Source organism: Streptomyces sp. NBC_00236, from assembly GCF_036195045.1.
Lineage (GTDB): Bacteria > Actinomycetota > Actinomycetes > Streptomycetales > Streptomycetaceae > Streptomyces.
In genome coordinates, this window is record NZ_CP108100.1 from 7,884,441 (window position 1) to 7,897,913 (window position 13,473).

Genomic DNA, 13,473 nt, shown 5'->3' on the forward strand with positions numbered 1-13,473 from the left:
TCAGTCCTTCCGGAGGAGGGCGGCGGCGTTGCCGCCCCGGACGGCGTGGAAATCGGCATCGGTGAGTCGTGCGGCGCGCAGTGCGCCGACCGGGTCCTCGCTGCCCATGTCGAACGGGAAGTCCGAGCCGAGCAGGACGCGGTCGGCCCCGGCGACGCGGACCAGCTCCCGCAGTACGTGCGGGTCATGGACGAGCGAATCGAAGTACAGGCGCCTGAGGTAGCTGCTGGGCAGGTGGGCGCAGCCGGCCCCCGCGTCGGAGCGCGTGGACCAGGCGTGGTCGGAGCGGCCGATGTGGGTGGGCAGGTAGCCGCCGCCGTGCGCCGCCATCACCTTCAGCCCCGGGTGGCGGTCGAGTACCCCCGAGAAGATGAGATGGGAGAGCGCGACCGCGTTCTCCGTGGGCTGGCCGACGGTGTTGGACAGGTACCACCGGTCCAGGCGCTCGTCGAGCGTGCACCCGAAGGGGTGCAGGAACAGCACCGCGCCCGTCTCCTCCGCCCTGGACCACAGGGGTTCGTACGCCGGGTCGGACAGTTCGCGCCCCGGTGCGTGGCTGGAGATCTCCACCCCGAGCAGCCCGTGTCCCAGGGCGTCGTCGAGGGCTTCGACGGCCAGGTGCGGGTGCTGGAGCGGTACGAGCCCCAGCCCGCTCAGCCGGTCCGGAGCCGCCGCGCAGTGTGCCGCGGTGGCCTCGTTGGCCAGCCGCCACACCTTCTCCGCGGTCTGCTCGTCCGCCCAGTAGTGGTAGTGCGACGGGGACGGGCTGACCAGCTGTACGTCGACACCCTGCCGGTCCATCGCCGCTAGGCGCACGGCGACGTCCGTCAGCGCCGGGACGCGCTCACGCACCATGGGCCCGCTCACCGCGAGCGCCTCGGCACCGTTGCGCCGGGCGTCGAGTTCCCTGGCCGCCGCGTGGCCGGGCAGGCCGGCCACGAGCGCCTCGATCCCGGGGAGCAGGACGTGGGCGTGCACATCGACGGTGGGCCCGGTCACGGCAGCTCCCGGAGCATCGTCATGGTGCGGCCCATCAGGCCGGGTACGTCGGCATCGCGTACCCCGTCCAGCTGCCACTGCCCGATCTGCACGGACGCCTCGACCACCGGGCGGACCCGGGCGATCCGTCGCTCGAAGTACGCCTGGAGCAGCGCGTCGTCCCAGGTGTCGGAACCGGTCAGCAACCGCGCGAGGACCCATGCGTCCTCCAGCGACAGAGCGGCGCCCTGAGCGAGCGTGGGCGGGCAGCAGTGTGCCGCGTCGCCGATGAGCACGACCCGGCCGCGATGCCAGGACCCCTCCACCAGCATCCGGTCGAACCAGGTGTAGTTGACCTTCGCCGGGTCGGTGATGTGTGCGGTGATCTCAGGCCAGAAGCCGCCGTAGTGCCGGGTGAGGCGGCGCATCTCGTCGGCGTACGACTCCGGCGGGATCGAGGCACGGTCGCGGTTGGCCTCGACGACATAGGCGTACAGGGTGCTGTCGCTGGTGGGGCAGTATCCGGCGATGTACGCCGGTCCGCCGTAGGCGAGGTCGGTACGGGTCACGCCGGCCGGGCGGGGTGCGGCGATCCGCCAGATGGCCATGCCGGTCGGTTCGGGCTTCGCCGTGATGCCGATGGCGGCGCGCGTGGTGGAGCCGAGCCCGTCCGCAGCGATCACCAGGTCGTAACGGCCTTCGGAGCCGTCGCTGAAGCGGACACGGACACCGTAGGCGTCCTGGTCCAGGAGCTCGGCGGTGACACCCAGGCGGACCGATGCGCCACTGGCGCGCACCGCGTCGATCAGAATGCGCTGGAGCTGCGGCCGCTGCATGCCGACGGTGGCGGGGAGGTCGTCGCCGCCGCTGCGGATGTCGTCCTGGACATGCAGCACCGTCCCGTCGGGAGCGGTGATGCCGACCGATCCGAAGCCGTAGCCGGACGCCTCGACCTGCTCCCACACGCCCAGTTCGCGCAGCACCCGCAGGGCGTTGCCCTGGAGGGTGATGCCCGATCCGGCGGTGGCGTTCCAGTCGTCCCTGGCCTCGATCAGGTGCACCTCGACCCCGGCGCGGCGCAGCAGGAGCGTGACGGCGTTTCCGGCCGCGCCGCCCCCGATCACGAGGACCGTACGGGCCTCGTTGCGGGCTTGATTCATGGGGAACTCCCTTGTTCCTGAGGCTACTTGACGGCGATCGGGTTGACGGGCGATCCGACGGCCCCGGTGATGGGGAGGGGGGCGGCGGTGAGCCAGAACTCGTACACGCCATCGGCCGCGCAGTCCTCCGCGAGCGCGTCCAGGTCCCACATCTCACCGATCAGCAGGCCGATGTTGGGGATGGCGACCTGGTGCAGCGGCTGGAAGGCGTGCTCGAACTCGTTGGGCCGGACCTCGAAGCCCCAGGTGTCGGTGGCGACGGCGGCGATCTCGCTGCCGTGCAGCCACCCGGCGGTGGTGAACGACAGTCCGGGGGCGGCACCGCCGGCGTAGTCGCCCCAGCCCTCGCGGCGGACCCGGCTGAGCTGACCGGTGCGGACCAGGACGATGTCACCCCGGCCGACATCGACCCCTTGGGCCTCGGCGGTCGCCGTCAGGTGGCCCCCGGTGATGGCGAAGCCGTCGGGAAGTTCGCCGCCGTCCCCGACGACACGGCCCACGTCCAGCAGTACGCCGCGGCCGGCGACGTGCGGGGCCATGTGCTCGATGCCGGTGACCAGGTCTCCCTCGGAGGTGACGACCTTGTCGGCCGGCCTGCCGTTCCACGCCTTGCCGTGGTCGAAGATGTGGCCGAGCCCGTCCCACTGCGTGGAGCACTGCAACGGCATCGCGATGACGTCGTCGGCGCCCCCGAGACCGTGCGGGAAGCCCTGGAGTCCCAGGGCCGCGTCGGTACCGGTGTCGAGCATGGTGTGCACCGGATTCGTGCGCCGACGCCAGCCCTTCTGCGGCCCGTCCATGTCGAACCGCTGGGAGAGGGAGAAGCTGGCACCCCGCCGGACGAGAGCGGCGCCTTCGCGTCGCTTTGCCGCGTCGAGGAAGTTGAGGGTGCCCAGCACGTCGTCCTCGCCCCAACGGCCCCAGTTGGAGCAGGCCTTCGCGGCCCGGGCGATCGAGCCCTCGGGGTCGTGGCGGTCGAAGGTCATGAGGCGTCCTCCGCGACACAGCGCGTGCGCTGGGCGCCGAGACCCGTGACGGAACCGTCCATGACGTCCCCGTCACGCAGCAGCCGGCCCCAGTGCATGCCGTTGCCGGCCGGGGAGCCGGTCAGGACCAGATCGCCGGGCAGCAGCCGGGCGCTCTGCGAGGCGTACGACACCATGCGCGCGACGCTGAAGATCATGTCCTCGGTGGACTCGTCCTGCATGGTCTCGCCGTTCAGCTTCAGGACGAGGCGCAGGTCGCCGGGGTCCGTGACTGACGTGGCGGGGACGATCCAGGGGCCGAGCGGGGTGAAGCCGGGCGCGTTCTTGCTGCGCAGCCAGTCCGTTCCGATCTGCGGCATGTCGCGGCGGAAGACCGTGGCGCGGTCGGTCAGGTCGTTGGCGATCGTGTACCCGGCGACGTAGTCGAGGGCCTCCTCCTCGGAGACCTGGTGGGCGGGCCGGCCGATGACCACCGCCACCTCCAGTTCCCAGTCGGGCTTCTCGGCCCAGGCGGGGAGCACGACATCGTCGAACGGGCCCGTGATGGCGCTCGGCAGGCCGATGAAGACGTACGGCAGGTCCTCCGCCGCCCGGCGGTCCATGATCTCCGCCGCCTCGGCGCGCCGCTCCTCCTCGGGCCGGTCGTCTCCGGGGGCGCGGTGGGCGACATGCAGGTCGATGACGTGCTGCCGGTAGTTGGCGCCGGACTGGAACACCTGACGCGGCTCGACCGGAGCGTGCACCCGGAAGGCGGCCAGGGGCCGGAGCTCCGGGCCGTCGTCGGCCGGTGCGGCCAGCGCGGCAAGTCGGGGCACGGCAGAGCCCCAGACGTCCAGCAGCCCGCGGACGGTCAGACGGGGGTCGCCGAAGGCCACGCGCAGGTCGAGTACCTGGGCGTCCGCCGTGACGAGCGCGGGGAATCGCGCTCCGTCCGGCTCCGACAGCGTGGCGAGGGCGAACGGTCCGGCGAACAGCGCGGACGCGGATTCAGGTTTCACGAACAAGTCCTCCTGATTGCGATGCGACCAATCTGTCTCAGCAGGCCATGATCAGGGAAATCGATTCTATGGATGATCGTCATCCATATCGTTTATTCCCGCCCGTGCGCATCCGGCGGTACGGCACGACCGACGTCGGCCGGCACCGGGATCCGCGGGTTCACAACTTCCCCCGGAACAGAAGCAATTACGGAGTTCGGGGCGGGGGCGGAGGCGAAGTTTCGTACGCTGCGGAAGTCGGAAAGGTCACGGGGAGGGACTTCCATGTCGTTGCGCAAGGGTGCCAATACGCCGGTGCGGAGTGCCCGTGTGCGGGTGGAGCTCGGGTGGCGCGAGGGCCCCGGCACTCCCGATGTGGACGTGTCGGCTCTCCTGTTGACGGCAGCCGGCAAGGTGCGCTCCGACGACGACTTCGTGTTCTACAACCAGCCCGTTCACCCCGGTGGAGCCGTCCGCCATGAAGGAAGGCGCCAGGACGGCGGTGGTGCGGTCGAGACGATCGATGTCGCCCTCTCGGCGGTGGAGCAGGAGATCGGGACCGTCGTGGTCGCGGCGTCCACGGAGGGTACGTTCGGCCAGGTGGCCGGCCTTTTCGTGCGGGTGCTCGACGCGGTGAGTGGCGCCGAGGAGGCGCGGTTCGACGCCACGGACGCCACGACGGAGACCGCGTTCGTGCTCGGGGAGCTGTACCGGCGCAACGGTGCCTGGAAGTTCCGGGCGGTGGGCCAGGGGTACGACTCGGGCCTGGCGGGGCTGGCGACCGATTTCGGGATCAGCGTCGACGAGCCCGCACCGCCCGCGCCGGTGTCCCTGCCACGCCCCGCCGCACCCGCACCCCTTGCTCCGCCTCCGCCTCCGCAGCCCGTTCCCGCCCAGCCCGTGCGTCTGTCGAAGATCACGCTGACGAAGGCAGCGCCTTCGGTGTCGCTGACCAAGCAGGGAGCGACCTCGGGAGGGATGCGGGTCAATCTCTCGTGGAGCGCCCGTCGGCCACCGCGCGGCTGGATGAGAAAGGGTGAGGAGGCCGTCCGGCTGGAGGACGTCGACCTGGACCTCTCCTGTCTGTGGGAGCTCCGGAACGGGGCGACGGGGATCGTCCACCCCATCAACAACCAGTTCGGCTCGTTCGACCAGCCGCCCTACGTCCAACTCGACCAGGACGACCGGACGGGCACGAGTGACACCGGCGAGAATCTGATGATCAACCTTGATCACGCCGCCGAGATCAAGCGCCTTCTGGTGTTCGTGGTCATCTACGCAGGGGCGTCGAGCTTCGCGGGACTGAACGGCGTCGCCACGTTGTACCCGCCCGTCGGCCCGCCGATCGAGATGCACCTCGACGAATGCACCGTTCCTTCCCAGGTGGCCGCCATCGCGCTGATCGAGAACATCGGCGGGGAACTGATGGTCCGTCGGGAGGCGAAGTACCTGTTGCCGCCGCCCGGCATCTTCAAGCAGCAGGCCGCGGATCTCGAGTACGGCTGGGGGCTGACGTGGCAGGGGGCGAGCAAGGACTGACCGGGCCGGCCCCCACCGCACCGTCAGGGTCTCGCAGGGCTGATGCGGAAGTCCCGTGTAGACAGTGTCTACCGCGTACTGGTAGACACTGTCTGCATGGAACCTGGAAGCTCTCTGCGGGAACGGCTGATCGACGTCGGCGTGGACGTCGTCATGACCGACGGACCCGCTTCCCTCGGGCTGCGCGAGATCGCCCGCCGCGCGGGGGTCTCCCACGGGGCGCCACGGCGGTACTTCCCGACGCACCATGCCCTGCTCTCGGCGATCGCTCGACGGGGTTTCGCGGACCTCGCCTCCCGGTTCGAGGCCGCAGCGGACGAGGACGCATCGCCGCGGGACCGGCTGCGGGTACTCGCACGGACCTATCTCCACTACGCCTCGGAACACCGCGGCATGTTCGAGCTGATGTTCCGTCATGACCTCCTGGACAGCGGGACGCGACCGTCGGACCTGACCCCGCTGCGCGAGTCGACCCTCCCGCTCTTCGCGCATCTCGTCGAGCTGGTGTCCCGCCACACGGCGGAGCGCACGGCGGCCGGGCCCACCGCGCCTCCGGCCGTCACCGCGGCGGCCCTGTGGAGCAATCTGCACGGCGTCGCCCAGCTGTGGGCCTGGGGCAGTCTGCAACTCGCCCTGGACGTAGCTTCCCCGGGTGCCGCTCCCGAGGGCGAAGCGGCCGACCCGCTCGACCGGCTCCTCATGGTGGTGCTCGACGCCCATCTCGGCCCGGTGAATGCGTGACGGGGGCCGGACGGCCGCGCATCGCGCTCCTGGCCGCCGTGGCCGGAGCAATGATCGTCGCGCTGGACGGCACCGTGCTGCTCGTGGCACAGCCCGACCTGCAACGTGATCTCGGGGCGACCGTGACACAGGTTCAGTGGACCAGTACCGGTTACCTCCTGGCCGTGGCCGCGTTCCTCGTCATCGCGGGGCGCCTGGGGGACAGGTACGGCCACCAGCGCCTCCTGCCCATCGGCGTGCTCGGCTTCGGGGCGGCTTCGGCAGGCATCGCCTTCGCGCCGGGAGCCGGCTGGGTGATTGTCCTGCGCATCGCCCAAGGCGTGTTCGGCGCACTCCTGCAACCGGCCACGCTCGCCCTGCTGAGGCTCGTGTACCCGCCCGACCGGCTCGGCGCGGCGGTCGCCCTTCGGACCAGCGCGATCGGGGTGGCGGCGGGGACCGGCCCGCTGCTCGGGGGCTTCCTCGTCGCGCATCTGGGCTGGCGGGCGGTGTTCCTGGTCAACGTTCCCGTCGCGCTGGCCATCGCCGCGCTCACCCTGGCCGTGCGGGTGCCGAAGGCGCCACGTGTCCGAAGCGGGAGGACCGACCTCGTCACCGCGGCGCTCTTCGCAGCGGTTCTCGCTGTGCTGGTCCACAGCCTGACCGGCGTCCCGGAGCGCGGATGGGATGCACCGCAGACGTTCCTCGGACTTGTTCTCGTCGTGTGTCTCGCGGTGGCGCTCGTCATGCGTGAACGCCGCAGCTCGCAGCCCTTCGTGCCGCCTGTCGTGGCCCGGTCGGTGCCGGTGGTCGCCTCGATGGCGATCCTGCTGGTCACCTCGGGCGCGATGTTCGGCGCGCTGTTCGTGTCCACCTTCGTCCTGCAGAACGCCCTGGGGCTCGACCCGCTCACCACCGGCCTGCGCGTTCTCCCGTTGACCGTGATGATGGTCCTCGGCGCGCCCGCCGCCCACGCGATGCTCCGCCGGTACGGCGCCCGACGTGCCGCGATCACCGGGCAGGCCCTCGTGGTTCTGGCCGTCGTGGGCCTGTCCGCGCTCGGCCCGTCCAGTCCCTGGGTGTGGTGGAGCGCGGCGTTCGCCGTACTCGGAGCCGGTTTTGCCGTCGTGATGGTCACCGCCACCGGGACCGTCGTCGGCGACGCACCACCGGGATTCGCGGGAGTCGTCGGAGGACTCAAGCAGACCGCCATGAACGTCGGCCCCGCGCTCGGCATCGCGGTGGCCGCCGGCACGATGCCGCTTCATCCGTCCGCCGCCTTGCTCCCCGGCGTGGAACCGTCCACGTCCGGCCCCGTCATGGGCACGGCACTGCTGGCCCTGGCCGCTCTCGCCGCGCTCGGCCTGCTGCCCGCCCGGCTGCTCCCGGCGCGGCAGGACGGCGAAGCCGGACGGCGGCGCGCCCGGCAACGGGACTCGGCGCGCCCACGGCGTACGGCATCGTCTCAGGGGCCGGGAGGCGGCCGAGCCGGGTTCAAATCCCCTTCCGAGACCGGAAAGTGATGGGCCGACAGGTGGTGCCTCTGAGGCTTGTGGTCCGCGCCTTCTCCCGGACTTCGATCCCGGCCGGCGGCTGTGGACGCACCGACTAGAGGCGCACGGTCATCCGCACGGTCACGTCGTCGCCCGTCGAGAGCCCCCTGCGGCCGGCGTACGGCGTTCTTGAGCGGCAGCAGGTAGCCGCCGTCCCTGGGGAAGAGCGACGTCGTGAAGTCGGTCTCGCCGATACGGACCTCGACAGGCACCGCGCCCCAGCCGTACGTGGCCATCGAGGCCACTTCGCGGATGTCGGCGGCCTGTTCCTCGGGCACTGCGGCGAAGTAGAACGGTGACGGCCCCCGCCATTCGACGACGCGGCCGGTGAACTCGACGTGCATGGGATCGATCCGTTCGTCGGGGCGGACCCGACGCCGCGGAACGCCTGCCCAGGGAGTTCTCCGGCGGCCAGCGCCAACGTGTGGCTATCGCCCGCGCCCTGGCCCTGCGGCCCCGCCTCGTCATCTGCGACGAACCCGTCTCCGCGCTCGACCTCACAACCCAGCGCACGGTGCTCGACCTCCTGCTGGAGATCCAGGAGGAGACCGGCGTCTCGTACCTGTTCGTCTCCCACGACCTGTCCGTGGTCCGCTTCATGAGCCACCGGGTGGCCGTGATCCACCGGGGCGAGATCGTCGAGACGGGCGACGCGGCGACGGTCACCTCGGAGCCCGTCCACAGCTACACCCGCACCCTGCTGCTCTCCTCACCGGTGGCGGACGTGGCCGAGCAGCGCAGGCGCCGCGAGGCGGCGCGGGCCGGTAGGTAGCCGGTCCGGGCCGGCTGGGTCCCGCGCACCAGGGGGCGGGCACGACGAGGGGCGGGCCCACATGGCGGCCGTCGTACGGAGGACCGGTACCGGTCCGCGAAGTCGTCGGTTGCTCGCGGGCGGGCGAAAAACGCTTGGACTCGACCGGCACGGAGGCGGGAGACTGGAGCCCCTCGCCCGACCCCTCCTCGTACTCACCCCGGCACACCGCCGCGCGCCGTGTGCCGCAGGACCACCCCGGCGAGGGCACTCCACTCGAAACCGGACTCCGCACGGCCGGTGAGGCAGCGCCTCTCCCCGTCGCAGCAAACGTGGCGGGCGGCCGCACGATCACACAGGGTTGCCATGGGATCGCCTGAATCGCACGAAGCGCCGGGCAGGGGCTCCGTGCTCCTCGCACTTCGTTACTACGGAAGGGAACTGACCCGCCGAAAACGGCTGACCTTACCCGCGATGCTGATGCCCGCACTGGGCAACATCGGCATCAACTACATCGCCCCGCTCGTCGTCGCGAAGCTCGTCGGTCACCTCGCCGGTGACGGGAACGACGACATCGGCTCGATGCTCCCCTACGTCCTCGCCTTCGCCGGCGTGCTGCTCCTCGCGGAGATCTGCTGGCGCGTCGGAGTGCACTTCCTCAACCGCCTCGACGCCCTCGGTATCGAGCACCTGTACGTGCAGGGCATGGACGAGCTCTACGCCAAGGACACCGCGTTCTTCCACGACAACTTCGCCGGGTCGCTGACCAAGCGGGTCCTGAGCTTCGCCTCCCGCTTCGAGGAGTTCGTCGACACGCTGACGTTCTCCGTCGTGGGCAGCTTCGTGCCGCTGATCTTCGGCTCTGTGGTGCTGTGGCGCTACGAACCCCTCCTCGTCGTCGTCCTGTTGACGATGATCGCCCTCACGGCGCTGTGCGCGGCCCCTCTGATCCGCCGTCGGCAGGCCCTCGTCGGAAAGCGCGAGGAGGCCATCGCCCGGGTGTCCGGACACGTGGCCGACAGCCTGATGAACATGGACACCGTCCGGGCGTTCGCCGCCGAGGAGCGCGAGGCCGCCGAGCACCGCTCCCGCGTCGCGGAGTCGCGGCGGCTCACCCTGGGTTCCTGGGACTACGGAAACCTCCGCATCGACACGCTCGTCGCGCCGATGTCCGTACTCACCAACGCCTTGGGCCTGTTGCTCGCCGTCGCCCTCAGCGTAGGCGGCAACGGCGTGGAGGCGGTGGTGGTCGCCTTCATGTACTACTCCAACGCGACCCGGATCATGTTCGAGTTCAACCAGATCTACCGCCGGCTGGAAAGCTCGATGACGGAGGCCGCCCAGTTCACCGAACTGCTGCTGACGCCGCCCGCCCTGCGTGACCCGGAGTCGCCGGAGCCACTGCGCTCCCGGGCCGCCGACGTCCGCTTCGAGCAGGTGGCGTTCGCCCACGCGGGAGCGCCGCCACTCTTCGAGTCCCTCGACCTGTCCGTACCCAACGGTGCGAAGATCGGCCTCGTCGGCCGGTCGGGCGGAGGCAAGACCACGCTCAGCCGACTGCTGCTGCGGATGACGGACATCGACGGCGGCCGGATTCTGATCGGCGGTCAGGACATCAGCAGAATGCGCCAGGCGGACCTGCGCAGCATGATCGCGTACGTACCGCAGGACCCGGCGATGTTCCACCGCACGCTGCGGGACAACATCGCGTTCGCCCGGCCCGAGGCCACCGACGCCGAGATCCGCCGCGCGGCCAAGGCCGCACATGTCACCGAGTTCGCCGACGCGCTGCCCGAGGGATTCGGCACGATGGTGGGGGAGCGGGGCGTGAAGCTGTCCGGTGGACAGCGCCAGCGCGTCGCCCTGGCCCGGGCGATCCTGCGCGACGCGCCGATCCTGCTGCTCGACGAGGCGACGAGCGCCCTGGACTCGGAGAGCGAGATCCTCGTCCAGGAGGCCCTGTGGCGGCTCATGGACGGGCGGACGGCGCTCGTGGTGGCGCACCGCCTGAGCACGGTCGCGACCATGGACCGGCTCGTGGTCCTGGACCGAGGGCGGATCATCGAGCAGGGCACGCACCACGAACTGCTCGCGTCGGAGGGTGCCTACGCCAAGCTGTGGCAGCACCAGTCCGGCGGCTTCCTCGACGACCCGGCCCAGCCGAAGGCCGGTCTGATCTGAAGCCGGGCGGACGCGGCCCGGCCGCGTCCGCTCACAGCCATCCCGAGCGCTGGGCCTGCAACGCCATCTGAAACCGGTTCGCGGCACCCAGGCGCGCCATCAGGACCGACAGGCGGCGGAACAGCGTCCGGCGGCTGATGCCCAGCTCGCGGGCGATCACGTCGTCGCTCGCCCCGCCGGCCAGGAGCCACAGCAGCCGGCGGTCGGCGGGTGGCAGCCCGCCCGGCCGGGTGGCCCGGCCGTGGAACGGCAGGGCGCTCTGCCAGGACTGCTCGAACAGCGCCACGAGCGCCGAGAGCAGACCGCAGGGCTGCACGATCAGCATCGTGTTGTGCACGTCCGCCTCCTTGATCGACAACGACACGAGCGCGTACGCATCGTCGATGATCATGAGCTTGACCGGCACTGACGCCAGAACCCTCGCCTGCTCCCCGGCCCGGACGCATGGTTCGATGACGTCCTTCAGCTGTCCCGGATGCTCCAGCGACGCCCGCGAGTACACGACACGCTGCGTCACCCCGCGGGCCAGAGTGGCCAGCGCGTCGTCCGTCGCCCCGGGCAGCGGGAAGTACGGGGGCGAATCGAACTGCCGGATCTGCGCCCGGGCACTCGCCCAGGCCTGACGCATCCGGGGACCGACGGCGTCCCCGGTCACGACCTCGACGAGATGGTCGTTGTACGCGGCGAGCCGCTGCCGCCGGAACGAGTCGAACGCGCCCCCGACCGCGATGCGGGACTCCTCGACCTCGGCCGCGCGGTGCCGGGCCAGCACCTCCAGCCCCGCGGCGGGCGGCACCGGGGCCACCACGCCCTCGCCCTCCTCGGCGGCACTGGCCAGACCGGCGTCCACCAGCGCCGCGTAAGCCGTGGCGACCTCCGCACGACCGAGGCCTGCCGCGGACCCGATCGCGTCCAGCGGGGCGGGGGCCAGTTCCAGCAGGGCCAGGTAGACCTCGCCGGCCGCCCGGTCGATGCCCAGAAGCCGAAGGGCCTCCCCGAGTCTCACGTTCGTCATACCCGCCATTATCGACCGCTTCCGCCCATGCCCTGGCCGATCTGTGCCAGTGGCAGAACTGGGCGCCACCCGCCCGGCCTGCGGGATACCGTCCGAGAGCCGCCGGCGGCAGCGAAGGCGAACGTCCGGAGGTCTCCCCTCGGCCCCGCCGCCGAGGAACCGTCCCGAAGAACCCGAAGAAGGAGCATGACGTGGCGAAAGGCCGAAAGAACGGTCTCTACTCAGGGATCTCCGAGGAACTGTCCGCCCTGATGCGTACCGGCTGGGCCGACACCGAGCAGCACGACCTGCAGCCCGACGAGCAGGCCCCGCACGCCGCCCTCCGCCGTGCTGCCCTCTCCGCGCGCTTCCCCGGCGAACGTCTCGTGATCCCCTCGGGCAACCTCAAGGTCCGCTCCAACGACGACACGTATCCTTTCCGCCCGCACTCCGCCTACGTACACATGACGGGAGACCGCGCCCGGGACGGCGCGCTCGTCCTCGAACCGCGCCCGGACGGCGGCCACGACGCCTACTGCTTCCAGCTGCCGCGGGACAGCAGGGACAACGACGAGTTCTGGACCGGCCCCACCGCCGAGCTCTGGATGGGCCGTCGCCGCTCCCTCGCCGAGTCGGAGCGCGTGCTCGGCCTGCCCTGCCGCGACGTCCGCACCGCGGCCGGCGACCTGGCGGCCGCAGCCGGTGTGCCGACCCGGATCGTGCGCGGTGTCGACCCGGTCCTGGAGGCCGCGGTCAGCACCGACGAGGAGCGCGACGACGCCCTCGAAGAGGCCCTCAGCGACCTGCGCCTCGTCAAGGACGACTGGGAGGTCGGCGAGCTCCGCAAGGCGGTCGACTCCACCGTGCGCGGCTTCACCGACGCCGTCGGCGAGCTCTCCGGCGCCGTGGCCTCGTCCGAGCGGTGGATCGAGGGCACCTTCCTGCGCCGCGCCCGCCTCGAGGGCAACGCCGTGGGCTACGGCACCATCTGTGCCGCGGGCGACCACGCCACGATCATGCACTGGACGGACAACGACGGCCCCGTGCGCCCGGGAGAACTGCTCCTGTTCGACGCCGGCGTGGAGACCCACACCCTCTACACCGCCGACGTCACCCGCACGCTGCCGATCAGCGGAACGTTCACGCCCGTGCAGCGCAAGGTCTACGACGCGGTGTACGAGGCCCAGGAAGCCGGCTTCGCCGCCGTCAAGCCGGGCGCCGCGTACCGCGACTTCCACGACGCGGCCCAGCGCCACCTCGCGGTCCGGCTGGTCGAGTGGGGCTTCATCGAGGGCCCGGCCGAGCGCGCCTTCGAACTCGGCCTCCAGCGCCGCTTCACCATGGCGGGCACCGGGCACATGCTCGGCCTGGACGTGCACGACTGCGCCCAGGCCCGGAACGAGGAGTACGTCGGCGGCGCCCTGGAGCCGGGCATGGTGCTCACCGTCGAGCCCGGTCTGTACTTCCAGCCCGACGACCTCACCGTCCCCGAGGAGTGGCGCGGCATCGGAGTCCGGATCGAGGACGACCTGCTCGTGACCGAGGACGGCCACGAGAACCTGTCGGCGGGCCTGCCGCGCTCGGCCGGCGACGTCGAGGCGTGGATGGCCCGGTTCGCGGGCTGAGCACCGGCG

10 protein-coding genes and 2 pseudogenes are annotated in these 13,473 nt (G+C 71.2%); 6 read left to right on the forward strand and 6 right to left on the reverse strand.

Translation table 11 applies throughout. The annotated features are described in order from the left end of the window. The 4 genes from OG446_RS35155 to OG446_RS35170 are packed head-to-tail and all read right to left on the reverse strand — an operon-like array spanning position 1 to position 4,128. Complete coding sequence (locus OG446_RS35155; protein ID WP_328897833.1) at positions 1-999, reverse strand: amidohydrolase family protein; 999 nt, start codon at positions 997-999, stop codon at positions 1-3. Continuing rightward, positions 996-2,138, reverse strand: a complete 1,143-nt coding sequence (locus OG446_RS35160; RefSeq protein WP_328897834.1) for an FAD-dependent oxidoreductase — start codon at positions 2,136-2,138, stop codon at positions 996-998. Before OG446_RS35160 ends, OG446_RS35155 begins: the two co-directional genes overlap by 4 nt. 23 nt (positions 2,139-2,161) lie before the next feature. Beyond that, positions 2,162-3,124 carry a cyclase family protein gene (locus tag OG446_RS35165; RefSeq protein WP_328897835.1) on the reverse strand — a complete coding sequence of 321 codons (963 nt, stop codon included), beginning with the start codon at positions 3,122-3,124 and terminating at the stop codon, positions 2,162-2,164. Then, a complete protein-coding gene (locus OG446_RS35170; protein ID WP_328897836.1) occupies positions 3,121-4,128 on the reverse strand; it encodes a fumarylacetoacetate hydrolase family protein in 1,008 nt (335 codons plus the stop codon). Before OG446_RS35170 ends, OG446_RS35165 begins: the two co-directional genes overlap by 4 nt. Before the next feature lie 258 nt (positions 4,129-4,386). On the opposite strand from OG446_RS35170, the gene OG446_RS35175 reads away from it, so the two are divergent. From OG446_RS35175 to OG446_RS35185, 3 genes are all read left to right on the forward strand, one after another. Then, on the forward strand, positions 4,387-5,640 hold the full coding sequence (locus OG446_RS35175; RefSeq protein WP_328897837.1) for a TerD family protein: 1,254 nt from the start codon (positions 4,387-4,389) through the stop codon (positions 5,638-5,640). Between the two features lie 96 nt (positions 5,641-5,736). Next, positions 5,737-6,381 (forward strand): TetR/AcrR family transcriptional regulator, encoded by a 645-nt coding sequence (locus OG446_RS35180; RefSeq protein ID WP_328897838.1) that lies wholly within the window; start codon positions 5,737-5,739, stop codon positions 6,379-6,381. 50 nt (positions 6,382-6,431) lie between these two features. After that, on the forward strand, positions 6,432-7,883 hold the full coding sequence (locus OG446_RS35185) for an MFS transporter (RefSeq protein ID WP_328898515.1): 1,452 nt from the start codon (positions 6,432-6,434) through the stop codon (positions 7,881-7,883). 85 nt (positions 7,884-7,968) lie between these two features. On the opposite strand, the pseudogene OG446_RS35190 reads toward OG446_RS35185, so the two are convergent. After that, a pseudogene (locus OG446_RS35190) lies at positions 7,969-8,257 on the reverse strand (DUF1905 domain-containing protein). 29 nt (positions 8,258-8,286) lie between these two features. Between OG446_RS35190 and OG446_RS35195 the strand changes: the two are divergent. Next, positions 8,287-8,685, forward strand: a pseudogene (locus OG446_RS35195) (ATP-binding cassette domain-containing protein); the annotation flags it as partial. Between the two features lie 345 nt (positions 8,686-9,030). After that, positions 9,031-10,845 carry an ABC transporter ATP-binding protein gene (locus tag OG446_RS35200; protein WP_328897839.1) on the forward strand — a complete coding sequence of 605 codons (1,815 nt, stop codon included), beginning with the start codon at positions 9,031-9,033 and terminating at the stop codon, positions 10,843-10,845. 31 nt (positions 10,846-10,876) lie between these two features. Here the strand turns inward: OG446_RS35200 and OG446_RS35205 are convergent, their stop codons facing one another. Continuing rightward, positions 10,877-11,860: a LuxR family transcriptional regulator gene (locus OG446_RS35205; RefSeq protein WP_328897840.1), complete on the reverse strand. Its 984-nt coding sequence runs from the start codon at positions 11,858-11,860 to the stop codon at positions 10,877-10,879. A gap of 191 nt (positions 11,861-12,051) precedes the next feature. On the opposite strand from OG446_RS35205, the gene OG446_RS35210 reads away from it, so the two are divergent. Then, on the forward strand, positions 12,052-13,464 hold the full coding sequence (locus OG446_RS35210) for an aminopeptidase P family protein (RefSeq protein WP_328897841.1): 1,413 nt from the start codon (positions 12,052-12,054) through the stop codon (positions 13,462-13,464). The last annotated feature ends 9 nt before the right edge of the window (positions 13,465-13,473 follow it).

Coding starts and splice junctions, on each gene's coding strand:
- OG446_RS35160 (WP_328897834.1), bottom strand. CDS start 2,138: ATGAATCAAGCCCGCAACGAGGCCCGTACGGTCCTCGTGATCGGGGGC.
- OG446_RS35180 (WP_328897838.1), top strand. CDS start 5,737: ATGGAACCTGGAAGCTCTCTGCGGGAACGGCTGATCGACGTCGGCGTG.
- OG446_RS35165 (WP_328897835.1), bottom strand. CDS start 3,124: ATGACCTTCGACCGCCACGACCCCGAGGGCTCGATCGCCCGGGCCGCG.
- OG446_RS35205 (WP_328897840.1), bottom strand. CDS start 11,860: ATGACGAACGTGAGACTCGGGGAGGCCCTTCGGCTTCTGGGCATCGAC.
- OG446_RS35175 (WP_328897837.1), top strand. CDS start 4,387: ATGTCGTTGCGCAAGGGTGCCAATACGCCGGTGCGGAGTGCCCGTGTG.
- OG446_RS35200 (WP_328897839.1), top strand. CDS start 9,031: ATGGGATCGCCTGAATCGCACGAAGCGCCGGGCAGGGGCTCCGTGCTC.
- OG446_RS35185 (WP_328898515.1), top strand. CDS start 6,432: ATGATCGTCGCGCTGGACGGCACCGTGCTGCTCGTGGCACAGCCCGAC.